The sequence below is a fragment of the Enterococcus wangshanyuanii genome (genome assembly GCF_002197645.1).
Classification (GTDB): Bacteria; Bacillota; Bacilli; order Lactobacillales; family Enterococcaceae; genus Enterococcus_L; species Enterococcus_L wangshanyuanii.
The window spans coordinates 3,282,880-3,304,347 of sequence record NZ_CP021874.1 but is presented as its reverse complement, the minus strand read 5'-3'; the positions used below and the strand labels follow the sequence as shown (position 1 = coordinate 3,304,347).

The following is a 21,468-nucleotide window of genomic DNA, read 5'->3' as shown; positions in this document are numbered from 1 at the left end:
TGCTTTTGCTTTTTTGTCTTATTTCGATTTGCGCAAACCAAAACGTAATAATTACGATTTAGACATTCGATACTATAGCAATTCATGTTTTTATTGTCAAGGATTTATATAATTTTTTTTGCACATCATTCAAACAAATCGATTTAGTTTCATTTTATTACAATTGTCTATACATTGATAATCGGGTACAATACAAGTTAGGAGGTCGTGAAAATAATGAAACCAAAATATGAAGAAATTGCAGATACAATACGCGAAAGAATCAAAAATAATGTCTACGAAGCGGACACTCTTTTACCGAATCAAACAGATTTAGTCAAGGAGTTCAATGTCAGTCGTATGACTGTCAAAAAAGCCATCGGTATTTTAGTGATGGAGGGCTTGCTGTATTCTCAAAGAGGTTCTGGAACGAAAGTATTGAATCGCTCATTTTGGGATAAAGACACTTCTCCTGCAAATGAATACGGTGGTCTGAGTAAGCAGATGGATGAACGCCATAAAGACCTCAAAAGTCGTGTGATTCTATTTGAAGTTGAATTTCCAACCAAAGAAGTACAAGAACGTTTAGCGATTTCTGCTGAACAGCCTGTCTATAAAATCATCCGTTTACGTATTCTTGAAAACGAACCATTTATTTTAGAACATACTTATATGCCATGTGACTTAGTTCCTGGCTTAACAACAGATATCTTAAAAAAATCGATCTACACTTATGTTAAGAAAGAATTATCCTTAAACTTTGCCGGGGCTTATCGAAATATTCAGGCCAGCAAATCTGATGAGTATGACCAAAATTATTTGAATTGTAAAATAGACGATCCAGTTCTTGAAGTACAGCAAGTCGTTTATCTAAAAAATGGACGACCGATCGAGTTCTCTTGCAGTCGAAATCGATATGATCAGCGTGGGTATTCTATTTTAAATGTAGATTATAATTAAAAAGCGTAATGAGAAAATGCTAGTATTTTCTCATTACGCTTTTATTCTTTAATCGCTTAAGCTGTTTGTTTCAGCAACTTGTTTAAACCAATGACCTGATTTTTTGATGGTTTTGATTTGTGTATGGATGTTTGTAGAAATAAAACCATAGCGGTTTTTATAGGCATTTGCCCATGACCAACAATCGATCGGCGTCCATAAATGATAGCCAAAACAATTTGATCCTTCTTCGATTCCTTGATGAACCCATTCTAAATGCTCACGGATAAAGTCGATTCGGTAACCATCTTGAACAACGCCTGATTCATCCATAAAACGTTCTTCGCCTGAAATCCCCATCCCATTTTCAGAGACAAACCAAGGAATATTATTATAGTTATCCCGAATATTGATCGCGATATCATACAATGCTTTCGGATAAATTTCCCAACCGCGGTCGATATTCATGCGACGTCCAGGCATATTGTATTCATCAAAATAGCGATTTGGCAACCAAGCACCAACACTATTTGATGCAACATCTGGAGCTTTGACCCGATTTGGATGATAGAAATTAACCCCTAGCACATCGATCGTATTTTCTTTGATGAGTGCTAACTCTTCTGGTGTACTTTCCCATAGAACGCCATCTTTTCGCAACAGTTCAACCAATTCTTCCGGAAATTCTCCAAGAACTGCGGTATCTAAAAACATCCGATTATTAAACAACTCTGCAATATTAGCTGCTGCTAAATCTTCCGCACTTTCTGACCTTGGATACGTCGGTGTTAGATTCAGAATGATCCCGATTCTTCCTCCGTCGTTTTGAAGACCCATTTTTCTAAATGCTTGAACCGCTTTTGCAGAAGCTAAATTTAAATTATACGCCACTTGGACTGCTTTTTTACCATCAACGATTTTTGGATAATGGAATTGATATAGGTATTCACCTTCTACTACTACGATTGGTTCGTTATGGGTGAACCAGTCCTTCACACGATCACCGAATAATTCAAAACATTTTTCAGCAAATTTAACATATAGATCAACGACATGTTTTGATTCCCAACCGCCGTATTTATGAAAAAGCTCTACAGGTAAATCAAAATGATGTAGATTCATCACGGGACGAATCCCCGCCGCGATAAATTCATCGATGACTTCATTGTAAAAACGGACAGCATCTTCATCAACACTTCCTGTTTCAAAATCATCGATCAAACGAGTCCACTGGATCGACGTCCGCACACTATTCAATCCGATTTTTTTCATCAATGCGATATCTTCTTTAAAGCTATTATAGAAATTTGAAGTGACATCTGGTCCTACTTGATCATAGAAATCTTGCGGTTCAATTTCATACCAGTGGTCAAACATGTTAGCATGTTTTTTATTGAATCTTCCTTCACTTTGAGGCCCAGATGTTGCTGCGCCCCACCAAAAGTCATCTTTAAATGTTTTTACCATGAATTTACCTGCTTTCCTTAGATAATTAATCGATCGTTCAGTTATATTATAAAGGGAAAACCCGTAAATGTCTAGACTTTTAAATTAAAAGTCATTCAAAAAAAGTGTGGAGCATCTGTATAAAAACATTTGCTTCACACTCAAAAATCCATGTCCTATTTAAACGATCAATTGTTTTCGCTCATTATAATACTCTTTATACGCCAGATAAGTTGCAATCACTGAACCAATACTTGTTGCAGATAGCAGCATAAAGGTTACCATGATTTGATATTTGATCGCATGTACTGGATCGACTCCGGCAAAAATCAAACCTGACATCATTCCAGGTAAACTAACGATTCCCACTGTTTTAGCTGAATCGATCGTCGGTGCCATCCCCGTACGGATACTTTCTTTGACGATCGTAATAGATGCTAATTTGATCGAAGCACCTAGTGCAAGCTTTTCTAAAACGGCTTGTCTTTGATCATGAAAAAGTCGATCTAAGCTTCTATAACACAACCCGATCGCAATCATCGAGTTACTGGCGATCATGCCGCTGATCGGTACGATTTGAGAAGGAATAAAACGGATCGCACCAGATAAAATCAAGACACCGATCGTTATGATCGTACTGGCAGCAATTGCAATGAACGAGATCAAAAAGCCATTTTCCAACTGGTTATTACGCTTTTTCGCATTTAAAGAAGCATTTATAATAATAATTGCGGTCATTGCCAACGTCAAAAAAACATTATTGACTTGAAAAATATATTTAAGTAAATAACCGACAAGCACTAGCTGGATGATTGCTCGAAACACACTGATTAAAATATCTTTGGTAAATCCAAGTTTTTCTTTGTAGCTAATAACGATCGAAACAAGCACAAGCACTGCCGCTAATGTCAGCGATAAATTATTTACTGCGAGATTCATCAGCTATCACCTGCCTGTCTTTTAATTGAATCAGCTTTTGTGCACCCGCAATTTCTTGAGTATCATGGGTCACTCGGATCAACGTCACTTTTTTCTCGCGATTTAATGCCGCTAACCATTGATTGACGATCTCTTTGCTTTGTTGATCAAGCCCCGCAGTAACTTCATCAAGCAATAGAACCTTAGGTAAAAAGAGGACATTTCGAATCAAGGCCACACGTTGTTTTTCGCCTCCCGATAATTCGTTGATCGGTTTATTCAAATAATCTGGTTTCAACTGCATATCATCCAAAAGCTCTATCGCATGCTGGTCATCAAATGATTTCTTGCGAATTTGATAAGGAAATAAAAAATTATCCTTTACCGTATCACCAAACAATGATGGCTGTTGAAAACAATAAGAAACGGCCATCCGATATTCTTCCACTGGTACAGCCAAGCTATCGGTTCCTTCAAACATAATTTTCCCTTTTGTCGGCGTTAGTAACGATGCTAATAGTTTTAATAAGGTACTTTTTCCACTGCCGGAAGGTCCAGTGATCGTCACATGACTTGCTGAGTCGATTGTGATCGTGATATCCTGAAGAATCATTTGTTGGTCAGCTTCATAAAAAAGAGATTCTGTTGCTAAAATCGGGTTCACTTTTTCTACACTCCAATCCTATTTCTACTCTTGTCATCTTCTATCTTACCTTTCAGTTTATCCTGACTCAATAGTAAATTTAACTTAAAGCAAAAAACAAGACAACGAGACACACTCTTTGATCACTCATAGAGTATGGTTCGTTGTCCTGTTTTTACTTAGTTTTTGAAATGAGCTTACTTATACGTGAATATCAATGCTGTCCCATTTGGATCTGAAACAGTCACAGTATTTTCCTTCACTTCATACGAAACCGCTTCTTCCTGCAAGTGCTTTTGCAATTGATCGGAAGCTTCTTTGTTCGGCAATATGAACGCATAGGATTCTAAACCAAATTGCTCCGGCTGCATTTTCGGCAGATTACGGCTCTCCCAGACGTTCATCCCAATATGATGATGGTAATTGCCAGCGGCGAAAAACTTCGCCTGACGCCCAAAATTGTATTTTAGCGAAAAACCGATTTTCTCCATAAACATGCCTGACTCTTCTATGTCAGAGACACTTAAATGGATATGCCCGATTTTCGAGCCTGAAGGCAGACCTAGCCAAGTTCTATCAGCCTCTGAGATAATCCCATCTGCATCAAGTTCTTCTGTTATACCGACAATTTCACCGTTTTCTCTGATATCCCAGTCTTCCATTGGACGATCGCGATAAATTTCGATTCCATTTCCTTCTGGATCTGAGAAATAGAGTGCTTCGCTATAGCCATGCTCGCCAGCACCGATTTCGATATTATTTTGCAGCAACCACAGTAACGTGTTGCCTAGATCTTTTCTCGTCGGAAGCAAGAAGGCGATGTGATACAACCCTGCCGTATTCATCTCTTTTTGAGGTTCCGGTAGTTGTTTTAATACTAAAATAATTTTTTCAGGCGTTCCCTGTGCACTTAGAAAAGCCATTTGTGCTTCTGACTTAACAAGCATCAGTCCAACGATCTCAGTATAAAACGCAACCATTTTCTCTAGATTTTTTACTTTTAAAACAACTTGACTTGGATATGTTTCAGCAGGTAATTGAAACATCGTGATCCCTTCTTTCTTCCAGCATGACCTATTTTCTTTTAACCGAATGTTTTAAAGCGAGCGCTATCTTCCATATATTCTTTTGAGCCAGCCGCTTCTTCGATTGAACCGAAGACTAATTGTCCTCTTAATTTCCAGTTGCTTGGGATTGACCATTCTTTAGCAACAGCTTCATCGATTACTGGGTTATAATGTTGTAGGTTTGCACCAATGTTTTCTTGTGCTAATGCAGTCCAAACGTTCGCTTGAGTTAAACCACTTGCTTGTTCTGACCAAACAGGGAAGTTTTCTGCATATAATTCAAATTGCTCTTGTAAAGATTTCACTACGTCTTGATCTTCGAAGAATAAAATCGTTCCTTTACCTGCTGCAAAGCTTTGTAATTTTGCTTGAGTATTTGGGAAAGCTTCTGCTGGTGTTAGAGGTTTCAATGCTTCTTCAGTGATTGACCATAATTTTTTATGTGCATCTCCGAATAAGAAAACAACACGTTGTGTTTGTGAGTTGAATGAAGATGGACTTTCTCTTACTACTTCTTTTACTAAAGCTTCAATTTCTTCATTTGATTTTGTTACATTTGTTCCTAAAGCGTAGATTGAACGGCGTTTTTTTAATGCTTGAATAAATTCTGTCATGGGTATTTCTCCTTTTCGATTTCAAATAGTTTTTAGATTACTTACATAGTATACATACTTACCAAAAGTAAGTAAAGCTTTTTGACTTACTTTTTATAAGTTTTTTTAAAAATGAAAAGAAAAGCCTGCAACCATACGATCCTTGTTGCAAGCTTTTTGTCTTTTCTATCTAAATATAATCAACGTCACTAACGTAATAATTGCCGGCACACCTTGTTTTAAAAGAATTGATTTTGACGAGGTAAGTCCGCCATATACAGCTGCCACCACTACACAGCTAATAAAAAAGGTTACGACTGCCCAAGAATTGGACGCGAAAAATGCGCCCCATAAAATACCCGTCGCTAAAAAGCCATTATACAATCCTTGATTCTTAAATAAGGTCTGTACGCGTTCATCTGATAAAAATTCTTTATCTAGACCAAAGGCCTGTTGCGCTTTTGTTGACGTTGTCTGAAACATCTCTAAATACAAAATGTAATAATGTTCAAGTGCAACAATCACTGCTAAAACTAAAGGAATCATCTGCATTGTAGGTTTCTCCTATCTCCAAAAAGTAATATCTTCTGCTGGTAAACGATAAGAAGGATAGCCTGCTTCTTTGGCTTTTCCGATCGATACGATCATTATAGGATAGTATTGTTCTGGGTCCAACTTTAATGCTTCAGTGATTTTTTCACGGTCAAAGCCGCCGATCGGATTCGTATCATAGCCATACGCACGCGCCACAAGCATCAAATTCATAGCAGCTAATGAACCATCGATCAAAACCGTTTCTTTTTTCACATCCAAAGGCATTTTTTCCATCAACGGACTAAACATTTCTAGTTGTCGTTCTTTGACATCTTGAGGCATCAGATTTTGTTCAACCGCTGTACCATAAATTTTTTCTGCCTGTGCAAAATTATCCAGGTCACCAAAAATCACGACCATTGCCGCTGATGTTTCATTTTGCAGTTTATTGAAATGAACTAATGGAGCCAAGGTTTCTTTCCCTTCATCACTGCTCACTACAACAAAACGCCACGGCTGCATGTTGATCGACGATGGTGCTGTAACAGTATCATTGATGATTTGCTCCATTTCTTCTTTGCTGATTTTAACAGTTGGATCATAGTTACGAACAGATCTTCTGCCTTTTAAAATCGTTGAAAAGTCATTTTCTTTATATGTGTTTGACATAATATCCCTCATTTCATTTTTAGTTCGAAAACAATCGAACTACAAAAATATAGCATGGTCTAAGTAATATGTAAAGTAGAACGTTTGTGATATACTCATGCTATGAATAATAAATATGATTCTAATAAAAATGACCCTGTTTTACTCGCTCTTCAGGCCGTTAGTGATCCGATCCGCTTGAATATTTTGACTTGTTTACTGATGGATGGCGAGAAACGAATTACCTCGGAAACGTACAATATTGTCAAATCTACACTTTCCCATCATGTAAAATTGTTGAAAGATGCCCAGTTGATTTGTGAAAACAAAGTAGGCACCACTAAAAAATATGCATTGAATCAGACTTATATTGAACAAGAATTACCTGGTTTGATTGAACTTATTCGCCATAGAGCAAAAAAACAGAACGGTTAAAGAGAGCGAAACAAAACTAAAAATCAGTTTTGTTTCGCTCTCTAAATTTGAATAAACGGCGAGAAAAAAGCAGCTGCTACGATACGCTTCGATCACATCAGCTAACGCATACAGTTTCACTATTGTTCAAAGAACAAAGTCAAGCTAGCAACATTCTAAGTGCTAAAGCACTAAAATTTGAAGGCTTCGGAAATAAGCTGAAATTGCTGTAAAACACAACGAAGAATGAGTTGATGCTTTCTCGTCAAAGACTCGTCGCAGATAAACAGTCTTGCACAGTACCTACTTGGTTCTCGGAGCTAAACACTTTTGTCTCAGCCTCTTCTGGCTATACTTTTTTCGTAAGTCCTAGGATAGCTCTCGCTTCTTCCGGTGTCGCTGGTTCTTTCCCTAATTCTTTGATCAAGGTTTTTGACCGTTCGACAAAATCAACGTTCGATTCGGCCAACTGACCTTTAAACAGATAGCTATTGTCCTCCATTCCAACACGAACATGACCGCCAAGCGCCAATGTCGTCATCAGGATAGGCGTGCTTTCTTTACCGATTCCAAAAGCGCTCCATGTCGCATTTTCTGGAAGTAAGCTTTTTAGATAGACTAAATTTTCAACCGTTGCCGCAATACCACCTGGCGCTCCTAATACGAATTGAAAATGTAACGGCTCTTTTAAAATCCCTTTTTTAGCATAGTATAATGCGTTATACAGCATTCCTGGATCAAAGACTTCGATCTCTGGTTTGACATTGACTTCCTGCATTTTTTTACCTAATTTTTCTAAAAACATAGGATTGTTTTCAAATACTGTCGTATGCTGCCAATTCATTGTACCGCAATCATAGCTGGCAATTTCTGGTAACAACTCAACGAAAGGCTTCATCCGTTCCTCATCATTGAATCCTGTACCGCCAGAGGTTGTGATATTGATGACGATATCACATTTCGCTCGGATCAATGCTACAGTTTCTTTAAATTTCTCGAAATCCATCGTTGGATTTCCAGCTTCATCTCTCACATGGATATGAGCGATCGCCGCACCTGCTTGATAACATTTGTAAACCTCATCAGCGATCTCAACTGGTGTTAAAGGGACATTGGGATTATGCTCTTTTGTTGTATACCCGCCTGTCGTCGCAACCGTAATAATTACTTTATTGTTCACTTTTCTCAAACCTTTCTATTCGTCGATCATAGCAACAGCTCTAATCCAGCCGCCGCTTGCTGCTTTTAATTTTACAGGGAAACAACTGAATTTAAAACCTGTCGCAGGGACTTGATCCAGATTTGCCAATTTTTCGATATGACAATACGCTTTTTCGATCCCAGCAAAATGTCCTTCCCAAATAATACTCTTGTCACCCGTTTCATCAAACTCTTTACCGACGATTTTCAGCGGGCGATCCCAGCTCCACGCATCTGTTCCCATCACATGAATGCCTTGATTGATCAGCCATAACGTGACCTCTCTGCCCATTCCGCAACCAGCTGATAGATACTCGATCGACCCCCATTTTTTAGAGGCTCCTGTATTTACCAACACGATATCGCCTGGTTTCAAAGTATAGTCCAAACGTTTAAACTCTTTTTCAAAATCTTCGATCGTCGCAGCCGAACCATCTGGTTTATGTGTAAAATCAACGACTACACCGTCGCCATAACACCACTCTAACGGTACCTCATCGATCGTCCATGCACGTTCACCGTTATTCATTGTTGGATGATAATGATATGGTGCATCTAAATGTGTGCCTGCATGAGTAGTCAATGTCACATCTTCCAAAGCCCAAGCTAAACCGTCTGGTAAATCTTCAGGCGTAGCCGTTCCAAAAAAGCTTAACATATACTCGATACTGTCCTTGTGATCTTTATACTTGATCTCCGGGATCATTCCAACAGGATCAGACGGCAAACCACTCTCAATCGTTGTACTCAAGTCGACAAATTTCATAGTTCTTTCCTCCTAAATAATGTATTCTCTTTAAAATAAAACAGCTAAAAGCAAGGCTGCTATAAACGCAATAAAACTACCTACTACAACAGAAATGAATAAATTTTTGTATGTTTCCTTATGTGTCAATCCTGTTAAAGCATACATGGATAAAAGTGCTCCACATTGTGGTAAACAGGTCAATACGCCAGAAGCAATCGCTGACATTCGATGGATCACAGCCGGATCAATCCCCATATCGACGTAAGGCTGAACAAAATTGTTCATCACGATTCCTAGTGCACCAGAAGATGAACCAGTCACACCTGCCATCGCTCCTGTCAAAATCGATAAACTGATCAATGGATTTCCTGGAATACTTTGAATTCCCGCTAAAATCGTTTGAAAGCCTGCTGCTGAAGCAACGACTGAACCGAAGCCAACTGCCGAAGCAGAAAAAATCGTTGGCGAAATCGCTCCTGTCGCTCCTAAGTTCAGCACTTGTTTATGACTTTCAATATAAGGATGCAACACGATTGCTGAAAGAACGATCGAGACAGTCAACGCAGGAATGATGATATTGCTGACTTTTAAAAAGCTGCCAACGAAGATAATAATGATCAAGGTCACCAAAGGAAGCAGACTCACGATTAAGCTCGGCTGTTTTCCTGCTTCTTTGACATCTTCTTTTTTAGCATACTTTTGATCGAACGTTTCACCATTGTTCAAGGCTGTTTTAAGCTCTCTTTTCATGCACCATAAACCCCAGATCGTCACCACGATCGAAGCAACGATCCCAAGCAGCGGGGCAGCTGTCAATGTCGTGCCCAAGGTCATTGTAGGAATAACATTTTGAATAGCTGGTGTTCCCGGCATCATCGTCATCGTCACTGTTGCAACTCCTAAAAAATAAGGCGTAATGATCAATCGCCAAGGAATGTTCAATTTTTCAAACAAATTTCTCGCTAGAGGGACAACCGCAAATAAGACAACGAACAAGCTGACACCACCATAAGTCAATAAAAGACTCATTAGAAAAATCGCGACTAAAACAGAGTAAGGTTTTTCCGTTCCTGTCAGTTTTAAAATACCATTAGCAATCGAGTTTGCTGCACCGCTTTCTTCAATGTATTTTGCTAAGACCGAGCCTAGCAAAAAGATGATAAAGAACGATGATACAAAGCCTGACAGTCCACCCATATACGAATTAGGACCTTTTAACAAACTATCTAAAATCGGCATCTGATTGGTCAGCATGACAAGCAGCGCACAAAGTGGCGAAATCACTAGAATATTGATTCCTTTCAGTGATAAATAGATGATCAGTCCAGTTGCAAAAATAACTCCTACAATCGCTAAAATTTCCATTAGTTAGACTCCTTCCGTTCAACAATTACTGATACACCCATACCGCCGCCGACACACAATGTAGCTAAGCCAGTTTTAGCTTTAGTAGCTTCTAAGCCATATAATAAGGTCGTTAAAATCCGAGCACCAGAAGCGCCGATCGGATGACCTAAGGCAATAGCTCCGCCGTAGATATTTGTCTTGTCTAAATCTAGGCCAAGTTCAGCAGAAACGGTAAGCGATTGTGCCGCAAAAGCTTCATTTGATTCTACTAAATCAAGATCTTCGACCTGCATGTCCGCTTTCTCAAGAGCCTTTCTCGTTGAAACAACGGGCCCGTAACCCATAATATCAGGAGCCACTCCTTCAAATGCATAGCTTTTGATCGTTGCCATATAAGATATACCAAGCTCCTCAGCTTTTTCTTTACTCATTAATATCATCATTGCCGCACCATCATTGATCCCAGAAGCGTTACCGGCTGTAACTGTTCCTGCTTCTTTGAAAACTGCCTTCAAGCTGCCTAACTTTTCAAGGGATAACCCTGCACGCGGTCCTTCATCTGTCGTCATGTCAAAAGAAGGTTTCTTCTTTTGCTGGATCGTGATTGGGACGATTTGTTCATCAAATAAATGATTTTCGATCGCCTGTAACGCTTTCCTCTGACTATTCAGTGCAAAAGCATCCTGCTCTTCACGGCTGATATTGAATCGCTCCGCTAGATTCTCTGCTGTGATTCCCATATGAATGCCAGAAAAAGCATCCGTCAAGCCATCAGATAAAATCGTATCCGTCAGCTGACTATGTCCCATTCTCATACCCCAACGACTATCAGCCGAAACATATCCAGCCTGACTCATACTTTCCGTACCGCCAACCAAAACAACATCGCGATCGCCACACAAAATTGCCTGTGCTCCGTTGATCACAGCTTTCATACCAGATCCGCAAACATTGCCCACAGTTGAGGCTGGGACTGAAAATGGCAGACCTGCGTTTACTGCAATTTGTCTTGCAATATTTTGACCTTTTCCAGCAGACAGGACATTTCCAATGATGACTTCTTCGATCATCTCTTTGGGTAAATCGGTTTTGGCAATAAGACCCTCAACAGCTTTCACTCCCAAATCAACGGCGGAAAACGATGCTAAAGTGCCACCAAACGTTCCGATCGGCGTTCTCATTGCTGATACAACCACTACTTCTTTCATATTGCTCTCTCCTTTAGCTTAACAATTCTGGAAGAATATCAAATTCAGCTTCTGTTGCTGCTTTGATTTCTTCTAAATTACTTCCTTCACAAATTTCGATAAGCGTTAATCGATTTTCAATAAATTCAAATACTGCTAATTCTGTCACGATCATTGAAACGGCGCCACTTGCCGTTAACGGCAATGTGCATTCCTTTAAAATTTTAGGTTCCTTTTTTTTAGTCATATGTTCCATCGCAATGATCACTTTTTTTGCTCCAGCGACAAGATCCATTGCTCCTCCCATACCGGGAACTAATTTGCCAGGAATCATCCAATTTGCCAAATTACCTTTTTGATCCACTTGCAAACCGCCTAAAACAGTGATATCGATATGTCCGCCTCGGATCAGAGAAAAGGAAGTCAAACTATCGATAAATGCGCCGCCTTTGATGATTCCAGCTGGTGCGCCGCCGGCATTGACTAACGTCGGATCGATTTGCTGTTCTAGCGGTTTATCGATGCCGACAACGCCATTTTCAGACTGTAAAAAAACTGTGATCGTCGGATCGATATAATTTGCCACCAATGTCGGCATGCCGATTCCTAAATTGACAACATCCCCATCTTTTAATTCTTTCGCTACTCGTCTTGTGATTTTATCTTTCAACTGCATCGCTTTTCTCCTTCACCAAAATTTTATCGACAACCACAAATGGTGTCACGATTTCTTCTGGATCAAGCGCTCCTGCTTCTACCAGCTCATCCACTTCAACGATCACCGTTTTCGCAGCCAGCGCCATAACCGGATTGAAATTCCGAGCGGCTTTTTGATAAACAAGATTGCCTAAAGTATCAGCCTTATGTGCCTTAATAAGGGCAACATCTGCTATCAATGGTGTTTCTAGAAGATACTCTTTATCAGCAATCGAGAGGATTTCTTTTCCCTGAGCAACTACTGTCCCAAGCCCAGTTGGTGTCAAAAAGCCGCCCAAGCCGGCACCACCGGCATGGATTTTTTCTGCCAGCGTTCCCTGGGGAACCAGCTCTACCTCGATTTCTTCATTGATCATCTGGCGCCCTGTTTCAGCATTCATCCCAATATGTGATGCAATAACTTTTCGCACCTTATGTTCTAACAACAGACGACCGATCCCTAATCTACTTTTATCCTCTCCAACAGAGACACCTGTGTCATTACTGATGATCGTCAAGTTTTCCACTTCACTTTGAGCAAGTACCTGAATCGCTGTCTCAGGAATCCCAACTGACATGAAGCCGCCAATCATGACCGTCTCTCCTGTATGAATTAAATTCATTAATTCTTTTTTATCTATCCTTTTCATAACATCCTCCACCACTTATGATTAAAACGGTTGCATTTCCTTATATACTAATAATATCAATGCTTATTTTTTTCGTCTAAGACTTTATTTTCATAAGACCTATATGTTAAAGTTATAGGTATAGAATAGTTTATAGGAAGAAATATTTACTAAAGGAGGGGAATCATTTGGATATCAAGCAATTAAAATATTTTGTGACGATCGTTGATTCCGATAATAATTTATCTGCTGCGGCAAAAAAAATGCACCTTTCTCAACCAGCATTGAGTAAGATGATCAAAACATTTGAAGAGGAAGAAAATATTGAGTTGTTTATACGCAAACAGGGAAAACTCTCCGCTTTAACCGCTGTTGGTGAAACATTTTACGAACAAGCAATTGAAGTGATTGCTTCTTACGAAGAAATGATGAAACAGCTCGAGGAAAAAAATCAGTTTTTGACTGGCAGTATCACGATCGGAATCCCACCATTGATTCTTTCTCTGGTTTTTGCGAATTTTTTATCTCAGTTTATCCTAGAACACCCAGAAATAAGAATAAATATTGTCGAAGAAGGTGCGTATGAACTTAAAAAAATGTTGTTAGTCAATGAAATTGATTTGGCTATTTTACTACAGCCGACAGAATTAGTGAATATTGAGGAACATACACTGGTGGAAGATGAGCTGTATGCATTTATGAGCATCAACAATGCCTACGCTAAAAAAGAATGGATCACTTGGGAACAATTGGCAAAGGAGCCGTTGGCATTATTCAACGATACTTTTATGATCCATCATTTGGTCATGAGTTATTTTGATAAGCTGAACTTAAAACCGATGATAAAAATTCAGTCTGGTGCTTGGGATTTACTATTGAAGATGACCTTTAATACAGCGTTTTTGACCATTTTACCCGCGCCAGTCAAGGATTTTATTCAGGAACGCGATTATAAAGCAGTCCGCATTCAAAATCCGCTTTCTTGGAAGGTCACTGTTTGTCGTCCTAAAAAGAAGAACTATTTAAATGTGGAAAAGTTTGTTTTAAAAAGTATACTCGAGCACTTTGCTAATCCAACTCCTTAAAAAAAGAGCCTGGGCTCTGTCTTAAGCTATCAGCAGGAACGGTTTCCTTTTGATCGTCTAATGACAGAGAGCTCAGCCTCTGATTTTTTTATTCATCCATTTTTATCACGATTTTTCCGACAGCATGATGGGTTTCACTCAACGCATGAGCATCATAGACCCCTTGTCTTGAGAAGGGGAAAAACTCTCCAATAACAGAAGTCACTTTCCCTTTTGCCATTAAATCAGCAATTTGGCTCAACTGCTTACCATCCGGCTGCAGCCAAATCCCTTCCGCTCGAATATTTTTTTCTTTAGCAAGCTCCTCATCTACGATTCCGACGATCGAAATCAAGCGTCCTGTATCAGCTTTTAAGACCTTGAAACTATTTTTTTGAACGTCTCCGCCCATTGTGTCAAACACTAAATCGATATCCGATAAAACATCTGTAAAATCTGTTGTATGATAATCGATCACTTCATCTGCGCCTAATTTTTGCAATAGCTCATGATTTTTCTCACTGGCTGTTGTAATAACATAGGCTCCAGCATCTTTTGCTAATTGGATCGCATAGGTTCCAACACCGCCTGCACCTGCATGGATCAAGACTTTTTCACCTTTTTTAAGGTCGCCATGATCAAACAATGCTTGCCAAGCTGTCAGCCCTGCTAATGGCACAGCCGCAGCTTCTTCAAAGCTAATATTTTCAGGGATCGCTGCTAATAAATGATCATCGACGATCGTTTCTTCTGCATAGGTTCCAAAACGAGTGGTTTCAGGACGAGCGAAAACTTTATCGCCGACTTTCCACTCTGTTACAAGGCTTCCAACTTCAGTGATCACACCGGCAACATCCCAGCCTAAAATAATGGGAAATTCCCAGTCAAACATTTGCTTCAAATAGCCTTCTCTAAGTTTCCAGTCGATCGGATTGATCGACGTTGCATATTCCTTTACTAATACCTGATGTTCTTTTAATTCAGGTAAGGTAACCTCTTGTTCTTCTAAGACATCCTTACTGCCATATTGATTGATGACTACTGCTTTCATGATCGTTCCTCCGTTTTTCAACAAAATGTAAACTTAGTATACTCCTTTTTGTTTATTTAGGTAACTAATATGCTTACTAAAAGAAAGTAAAAAAAGACAAAGCAAAATGAGCTGTTATCTTTGCTTTGTCAATCGATTTTCTATTTATTTTTATTCATAACGTAAAGATTCGATTGGATCTAATTTGGCCGCTCTTCTTGCTGGTAATGTTCCTGCTAAGAAAGCGATCGCCATGATCACTAAGATAATCACAAGTGAAGACCCTGCTGAAAATTGGATCAGTGTAAATCCAGTCAAGGCTTCCAAGAATGAATCTGCCGCGATTTGGTTCACAAGTGCACCAACACCGACTGCACCTAAAATTCCTAGGACTGAGCCTAAGAATCCGATCAATGCTGCTTCTACACTAAAGATCGTAAAGACTTTCCCACTACTTAAGCCCATTGCTTTCATCAATCCGATCTCTCTTGTACGCTCTTGAACGGACATGTACAACGTATTGATGATTCCAAAGCTTGCTGCTAATAATGCAATCGCCCCAAACATTGTTAAGACTCCTGTAATTGCATTGATGATATTTCTGATCATACCGATTTCATCTTCCACGGTCGATCCTGTGTAGCCTGCTTTGTCTAAACGTTCTTTGATTGCCGTAATGTCTTCTTTTGTACTGTTTTTATCCGCAGCTGCAATGACCATTCCATATTGGTTTTGCATGTTTTCCGGCAGACCTTCTTCATTGATTTCAACCAGTTTATCCACTAATGAGCGGTTCATCAATGACATACCGCCTTGAATCAAACTGGTATTACGAACGCCAACGATTTTTGCTTCAACAACTTTTTCTTCGCCGCCAAGCGTCGGAGCCGTTCCTAGTTTCACGGTTTTACCAACTGCGTCCTTACTTGATATGAAGCCAAGTGATTTCACATATTCAGGTGCTAAGTTGATTTCAAATGCTGTGCTGTCTTGAGAAACAGTTTTGCCTGTTTCCAGATCGATATTCATATCTTCCATCGTTGAACTTGCAGAAAATACATATTTTTCACCGTTTGTACCTTCGATATAATCGATCGTTGCAGATTTCATAGGCTCAACTGAATCGATCCCTTTAAGTTCTTTTATTTTTTCAACATCTTTCTCTGTCATTGCCTGTATTTGAGACATCGTGCTGGTCTTTTTATCTGGATCATATTTGGTAGGCTCATCACTATTGCCCATGTTCATTTCCATCTTCGGCTGAACAAAAATCTGGTTTTCTCCGCCGACACTGCCGACTTGTTTATCGATATAATCATTGACACCGATATTGACCCCAGTCGTCAATGAGATAGTAAAGGCTCCAATAAAAATTGCAACAATCGTCAAAATCGTCCGACCTTTGTTGCGCATTAAGTTTGAACTTGCTGATTTTAAAATATCGCTGAATTTCATCTACTCATCTCCTCCTATGATCAAGCCGTCACGAACATGGATCTGACGATCACAGCGGGCCGCAAGTTCTGGGTCATGCGTTACAATGATCAGTGTGATGCCTTTTTCTTTGTTCAAATTGAATAAAAGCTGCTCGATTTTATCTCCTGTTGCCGAATCCAGGTTTCCTGTTGGTTCATCAGCAAAAATGATTTTTGGATTATTGACTAACGCACGCGCAATACAAACACGTTGTTTTTGTCCTCCGGATAAATTATTGGCTTTGTTATTGATTTTATCTTCTAAATCAACGGCTTTAAGTGCCTCAAGCGCCATTTGTTTACGTTTACTGCTGGAGATCCCACCGATTTTCAGCGGCAGCATCACATTGTTTAAAACGGTATCTTTAGGATTCATGAAGAATTGCTGGAAGACAAAACCAAATTGTTCATTCCTTGTTTTATCTAATTGTTTTTTACTGATACTTGTTACGTTTTGATTATTTAATAAAATTTCACCAGAAGTTGGTTTATCTAATAATGCCAGAATATGCATAAATGTTGATTTCCCCGATCCGCTTTTTCCGATGATCGCTACAGATTCTCCTTCTTTAACTGATAGATCCACACCTTTTAAGGCATCAAATCTTGATTCGTTTCGTCCATAGCTTTTTTTTATGTTTTTTGCTTCGATTACAGACATTTTATCCCTCCATTTTTTTGACTTACTGCTTGATTTAGCAAGTGATGACTGTCTCAGTCTTCCCTTTTTCTACATACAACCTCCTGCTACCCTTACTATTTTGAACTAAGTTGCTTTGCTTGTCATGGTACTTCAGACCTATAAACGGATAGACTTTAGATGGATATTGAAAAAACAACACCGAACAAGTCGATCGACTGCTCTGTGTTGCTTTTTCCATTATTTTATAACATGCGATTTTCAGACTTTGCTGTTTGGACTAGTAACATTCGATTCTCATTTCAGGTCATCAACCTTTTTTTGAAGACTTAAATTTTTTAATTCTTTTAATCGACTGCTTTTTTCGTCTCCAACATTCGATACCCGATCCCTATCTCAGTTAAAATATATTCTGGTTCTACTGGATTTTCTTCGATCTTTTTACGAATATTCGACATGTTGACTCTTAGTGTCTGGCTTTCATTGCTGTATGGTCCCCAGACTTTTTGAGAAATATAGGTGTGCGTCAAGACTTTCCCCATATTTTCGCCTAAGACTTGGATGATCTTGTATTCATTTGGCGTCAAGTGGATGACTTGTCCTCGTTTTGTCACTTGATGATGTTCAATATCGATACATAAATCTCCATTTATGATTTGTTTAATTTCTTGGGTATTCGAATGAGCAGCTGCGTGACGCAAAGCTGTTCTGATTCTTGCTAAAAGCTCAGGTGTCCCAAAAGGCTTAGTGATATAGTCGTCAGCACCTAAATCTAGCGCTTCAACTTTATGATCTTCATGATCCCGTGCTGAAATAATGATGATCGGTATAGATGAGGTTGTCCGAATGCTTTTCAATACGTCCATCCCATCTTGATCCGGCAAGCCAAGGTCCAGCAAAATCAAATCAACGGGCCACATTCGGTACGTTGACAAACCTTCAAGAGCAGAGCGTGCAATATAGATCGTGTGCTTTTCTTTTTCTAAAACAGCACCCATAAATTCTGCGATCACATCGTCATCTTCTATGATTAAAATCGTTGCCATTTATAATTGCTCCTTTCTTTCCAGCGGAAGCGTAAAACTAAAGAATGCGCCCCCTTGCGGTCGATTTCCAGCTTTCAGCGTGCCATCATGTGCTAAGATGATCGTTTTTACAATAGATAATCCGATGCCCATGCCATTTTTTGAATCGACGGGTGTACTTTGCTGGTTCATTCCGCTGAATAGACCTTTCAGCTGTTCTGAAGTCAAGCCCTGTCCTTGATCTGCCACTTCAAATACAGCATCATTTTCAGCTAGTGAGACCGTCACAAAAATCGCTGATTGGCAGTTAGAATGACGAATAGCATTTTCCATCAAATTAAAAAGGACTTGTTCGATCAAAATAGAATCCATCGGTACTAAAATAAATTCTTCTGGTAAAGAAACCTTGATTTCACTTGTTGGATAGCTTTTTCTAATTCGCTGTATCGCAGAAGCCACGACTTCTTCAATCGCTTCTTTACGTTTTGCGACTTTCATAGTTTCTTCATTGATACGAGTGATCGATAATAGATTTTCTACCATACGAATCAACCAGTCTGCATCCTCTTTGATCCCGATAAGTAGCTTTTGTTTCGTTTCTTTAGGTAGTAAAGTACGTTTATCTTCTGCAAGAATGGCTTCAACTGATCCTGAAATTCCTGTAAGTGGTGTACGCAGATCATGTGAGATCGCCCGCAATAAATTGCCGCGCATCCGTTCTTTTTCACTTTCAAATAAGATTTGCTGACGCTCTGAAGTGAGGATATTTTGTTCGAGGGCAAGTGCCAACTGTGTGGAGATCAGCTCCAAAAAACTAATGATTTCATCCGTGATCGGATTCTCTTTACTTTTTTCAATGCCGATCACAGCTAGGGTTACACCATTTGATAATACTGGCAGATAGAGTGCTTTAGCCCCCATCAATGTATCTGTTCCATAGCCAGCTTGCTTTTGATTGACAAAAACCCAGTTTGCGACTGCCAATTCTTCCAAACTTCTTAACGGTCCTTTGATCGGTGCGCCATTTGGTTCTTTGACTTCTTGTTCATCATACAGCACGACTTCGCGATCGAGCATGTTCGATAAATAGTCAGCTGTCGTCGCTAGAATTTCTTTTTGGTCATGAGTCACTAAGTATTTTTTATTTAGCTCGTATAAAATTTCCAACTGATGTTCACGTTTCATCGCATAGAAAGCCTGTTTTTTGATCTGCATCATCAAATTGCTGACTAACAAAGCAACCAAAAGCATAAAAAAGAGGGTCAATGGGTAACCTTGTTTATAGACCGTCAACGAATACAGCGGTGCTACAAAAAACCAATTGAACATCAACACACTGGCGATCGATGCTATCGCAGTCCATAAATAACCTGTTGTGGCTCTAGCTACCAATAATACAAATAAAATGTAGATCAATATCAGGTTCTGATCACCAATATGAAAATAAGATCCCAGCTCTGATAAAATGGTTGCCATTGCCAACAAGCCTAAAGTCATATAAAAATCTTTCCAAGTGAAAACAGTATTCAGATTTTTTTTCTTTACTGCATACTTATTTAAAAGATACTTATTTGACTGATACGGCACTAAATGGATGTCCACATCCGGGATGAAGGAAACAAGCTCATCTTCTAAATCGGGACGATATAAGCGGATAAAACGAGAGCGATTGATGACTTTCCCCATCACAAGATCCGTAACACCGCGCATTTTTACATACTGGATGATCGTATCTCTTTGATTATCACTTTCTAAAGTGACCACTTCACCGCCTAATTTCGTTGCTAATTTTGCGTTTTCTGACTCGGAATGCTCAGACAGATCTTCTAAAATTTCCAATGCGATCCACTCAGTTCCCAATGCTTGTGCTAACCGAGCGGTCCAACGTAAACATTTTTTAGTCATTTCAGGATTTTTCTCATCAATAACTGTTAACAGTTTAGAGTGAATGCCTGTACTTTTTTGTGTTTCCTGTTGATTTGTCGTATTGATATGATCGGAAGCTTTACGTATGGCTAGTCCTCTTAACAGTGTGAGATTGTCCGTCGTAAAAAAGTTTGCCATCGCTTTTTTGGCATTTTCTGAATGATAGATCTTCCCTTGTTTTAGACGCTCTAAAAGCTCTTCTGTTTCAATATCAACGACTTTTAAAGCACTTGTTTCAAAAAAAGTATCTGGGACTGTTTCTGAAATATGAACACCTGTTACTTGTTCAACGATATCATTCAAGCTTTCGATATGCTGAACATTGACTGTCGTATAAACATCGATTCCAGCTTTCAGCAATTCTTCGATATCCTGATATCTTTTTTTATTGCGGGCACCCACAGCATTTGTATGCGCCAATTCATCTACTAAAATAAGATCCGGCTTCTTTTTTAAAGCTGCATCTACATCAAACTCTTGGATCGTGATCCCTTTGTAGGTATATTTTTTAGTCGGCAAAACGGGTAACCCATCCACTAATGCTTCTGTTTCAGGCCTAGCGTGAGGTTCTACATACCCCACAACGACTGTTTTCCCTTCTGTTTGCTGTTCATGCGCTTCTTTCAACATAGCATAGGTCTTTCCTACACCTGCTGCATAACCGAAGAAAACCTTCAGTCTACCAGACCTCAGGCTTTGTTCGTTTTTCTTCCATTTTTCTAATAAGTATTCTGGATCTAATCGTTCCTCAGTCACGTTGATACCATCCTTTATTTCGCCTCATCCAGCATTTGATTGACTCCTAATACATTGATCCGCCTTGAGTCTGCTGGTCCGATTTTAAGCCCAGTGATATTTTGTTTGATTATATCACGGACCTCATCTTTTTTCATCGTTCTCGCTAAGGCGATTCGCGAAACCTGACTCATTGCAGCATCGAGCGAAATTTCAGGATCGACACCGCTGGCTGAAGCGGTGACTAATTCGATCGGGACTTCTTTTGAGTCGGCTTGTTCAATTCTTTCATCAATCAATTTTTGTTGTTCTTTTGAAACTGGCGAAAGCTGGCTGACTGTCGTTGGTCGTCCATGTAAATATTTATCCGCTGAAAACGCTTGTCCAATCAATTTGGAGCCGATGATCTGTTTTTTCCCTGCTTTTTCTGTTTCGACTAAACTGCCGTTAGCCTGAGATGAAAAAAGTACTTGCCCGAACGCAGTGACAGCTGCTGTATAAAACACACCGCACAATAAGGTGAATACGACGAGACTCTTTAATGAGGCAATCATTGTTTTTTTCACTGTTTCTACTCTCCTCTTT

General features: G+C 39.3%; 22 protein-coding genes. 3 read left to right on the top strand and 19 right to left on the bottom strand.

Features of this window, described 5'->3' with window-relative positions; all coding sequences use genetic code 11:
* Positions 1 to 216: 216 nt before the first annotated feature.
* Positions 217 to 939 (top strand): GntR family transcriptional regulator, encoded by a 723-nt coding sequence (locus CC204_RS16375; protein ID WP_088271147.1) that lies wholly within the window; start codon positions 217 to 219, stop codon positions 937 to 939.
* A gap of 48 nt (positions 940 to 987) precedes the next feature.
* On the opposite strand, the gene CC204_RS16370 is transcribed toward CC204_RS16375, so the two are convergent.
* The 7 genes from CC204_RS16370 to CC204_RS16340 form a co-directional block, all read right to left on the bottom strand.
* Positions 988 to 2,385: a glycoside hydrolase family 1 protein gene (locus CC204_RS16370; protein ID WP_088271146.1), complete on the bottom strand. Its 1,398-nt coding sequence runs from the start codon at positions 2,383 to 2,385 to the stop codon at positions 988 to 990.
* A 159-nt stretch (positions 2,386 to 2,544) separates the two neighbouring features.
* Positions 2,545 to 3,303, bottom strand: a complete 759-nt coding sequence (locus CC204_RS16365) for an ABC transporter permease (protein WP_088271145.1) — start codon at positions 3,301 to 3,303, stop codon at positions 2,545 to 2,547.
* The gene (locus CC204_RS16360) at positions 3,284 to 3,946 is read right to left on the bottom strand and encodes an ABC transporter ATP-binding protein (RefSeq protein ID WP_162288363.1); all 663 of its coding nucleotides are present in this window, start codon (positions 3,944 to 3,946) and stop codon (positions 3,284 to 3,286) included. The genes CC204_RS16365 and CC204_RS16360 overlap by 20 nt, the downstream gene beginning before the upstream one ends.
* Positions 3,947 to 4,122: 176 nt before the next feature.
* Positions 4,123 to 4,971 carry a VOC family protein gene (locus CC204_RS16355; protein WP_088271144.1) on the bottom strand — a complete coding sequence of 283 codons (849 nt, stop codon included), beginning with the start codon at positions 4,969 to 4,971 and terminating at the stop codon, positions 4,123 to 4,125.
* Positions 4,972 to 5,009: 38 nt separating this feature from the next.
* Positions 5,010 to 5,606 (bottom strand): nitroreductase family protein, encoded by a 597-nt coding sequence (locus CC204_RS16350; RefSeq protein ID WP_088271143.1) that lies wholly within the window; start codon positions 5,604 to 5,606, stop codon positions 5,010 to 5,012.
* A gap of 165 nt (positions 5,607 to 5,771) precedes the next feature.
* The gene (locus CC204_RS16345) at positions 5,772 to 6,137 is read right to left on the bottom strand and encodes a DUF1304 domain-containing protein (RefSeq protein WP_087642169.1); all 366 of its coding nucleotides are present in this window, start codon (positions 6,135 to 6,137) and stop codon (positions 5,772 to 5,774) included.
* Between the two features lie 12 nt (positions 6,138 to 6,149).
* Entirely contained in the window at positions 6,150 to 6,788 is a 639-nt protein-coding gene (locus tag CC204_RS16340) for a nitroreductase family protein (RefSeq protein WP_088271142.1), read from the bottom strand.
* A 102-nt stretch (positions 6,789 to 6,890) separates the two neighbouring features.
* On the opposite strand from CC204_RS16340, the gene CC204_RS16335 reads away from it, so the two are divergent.
* Positions 6,891 to 7,202, top strand: a complete 312-nt coding sequence (locus tag CC204_RS16335) for an ArsR/SmtB family transcription factor (protein WP_088271141.1) — start codon at positions 6,891 to 6,893, stop codon at positions 7,200 to 7,202.
* Positions 7,203 to 7,530: 328 nt separating this feature from the next.
* On the opposite strand, the gene CC204_RS16330 is transcribed toward CC204_RS16335, so the two are convergent.
* Genes CC204_RS16330 through CC204_RS16305 form a run of 6 tightly spaced genes read right to left on the bottom strand, consistent with a single transcriptional unit; the run spans position 7,531 to position 13,009 of the window.
* Complete coding sequence (locus CC204_RS16330; protein ID WP_227011182.1) at positions 7,531 to 8,361, bottom strand: beta-keto acid cleavage family enzyme; 831 nt, start codon at positions 8,359 to 8,361, stop codon at positions 7,531 to 7,533.
* Positions 8,362 to 8,376: 15 nt separating this feature from the next.
* Entirely contained in the window at positions 8,377 to 9,147 is a 771-nt protein-coding gene (locus tag CC204_RS16325; RefSeq protein ID WP_088271139.1) for a cyclase family protein, read from the bottom strand.
* A gap of 30 nt (positions 9,148 to 9,177) precedes the next feature.
* On the bottom strand, positions 9,178 to 10,494 hold the full coding sequence (locus CC204_RS16320) for a GntP family permease (RefSeq protein WP_088271138.1): 1,317 nt from the start codon (positions 10,492 to 10,494) through the stop codon (positions 9,178 to 9,180).
* Positions 10,494 to 11,684: an acetyl-CoA C-acetyltransferase gene (locus CC204_RS16315; protein ID WP_088271137.1), complete on the bottom strand. Its 1,191-nt coding sequence runs from the start codon at positions 11,682 to 11,684 to the stop codon at positions 10,494 to 10,496. Before CC204_RS16315 ends, CC204_RS16320 begins: the two co-directional genes overlap by 1 nt.
* A gap of 13 nt (positions 11,685 to 11,697) precedes the next feature.
* Positions 11,698 to 12,339 (bottom strand): 3-oxoacid CoA-transferase subunit B, encoded by a 642-nt coding sequence (locus tag CC204_RS21840; RefSeq protein WP_088271136.1) that lies wholly within the window; start codon positions 12,337 to 12,339, stop codon positions 11,698 to 11,700.
* On the bottom strand, positions 12,323 to 13,009 hold the full coding sequence (locus CC204_RS16305) for a 3-oxoacid CoA-transferase subunit A (RefSeq protein WP_088271135.1): 687 nt from the start codon (positions 13,007 to 13,009) through the stop codon (positions 12,323 to 12,325). The genes CC204_RS21840 and CC204_RS16305 overlap by 17 nt, the downstream gene beginning before the upstream one ends.
* 167 nt (positions 13,010 to 13,176) lie before the next feature.
* Between CC204_RS16305 and CC204_RS16300 the strand changes: the two genes are divergently transcribed.
* Entirely contained in the window at positions 13,177 to 14,073 is an 897-nt protein-coding gene (locus CC204_RS16300; RefSeq protein ID WP_088271134.1) for a LysR family transcriptional regulator, read from the top strand.
* An 88-nt stretch (positions 14,074 to 14,161) separates the two neighbouring features.
* Here the strand turns inward: CC204_RS16300 and CC204_RS16295 are convergent, their stop codons facing one another.
* The 6 genes from CC204_RS16295 to CC204_RS16270 all read right to left on the bottom strand — a co-directional run bounded on the left by CC204_RS16295 (position 14,162) and on the right by CC204_RS16270 (position 21,449).
* A complete protein-coding gene (locus CC204_RS16295; RefSeq protein WP_088271133.1) occupies positions 14,162 to 15,103 on the bottom strand; it encodes an NADP-dependent oxidoreductase in 942 nt (313 codons plus the stop codon).
* Between the two features lie 150 nt (positions 15,104 to 15,253).
* Positions 15,254 to 16,537: an ABC transporter permease gene (locus CC204_RS16290; protein ID WP_088271132.1), complete on the bottom strand. Its 1,284-nt coding sequence runs from the start codon at positions 16,535 to 16,537 to the stop codon at positions 15,254 to 15,256.
* Positions 16,538 to 17,218, bottom strand: coding sequence for an ABC transporter ATP-binding protein (locus CC204_RS16285; RefSeq protein WP_088271131.1), 681 nt, complete (start codon positions 17,216 to 17,218; stop codon positions 16,538 to 16,540).
* Positions 17,219 to 17,544: 326 nt separating this feature from the next.
* Positions 17,545 to 18,243 carry a response regulator transcription factor gene (locus CC204_RS16280; RefSeq protein ID WP_088271130.1) on the bottom strand — a complete coding sequence of 233 codons (699 nt, stop codon included), beginning with the start codon at positions 18,241 to 18,243 and terminating at the stop codon, positions 17,545 to 17,547.
* A complete protein-coding gene (locus tag CC204_RS16275; protein ID WP_088271129.1) occupies positions 18,244 to 20,904 on the bottom strand; it encodes a sensor histidine kinase in 2,661 nt (886 codons plus the stop codon). It lies immediately after the preceding gene.
* Between the two features lie 14 nt (positions 20,905 to 20,918).
* Positions 20,919 to 21,449, bottom strand: coding sequence for a potassium-transporting ATPase subunit C (locus CC204_RS16270; protein ID WP_088271128.1), 531 nt, complete (start codon positions 21,447 to 21,449; stop codon positions 20,919 to 20,921).
* Positions 21,450 to 21,468: the final 19 nt, after the last annotated feature.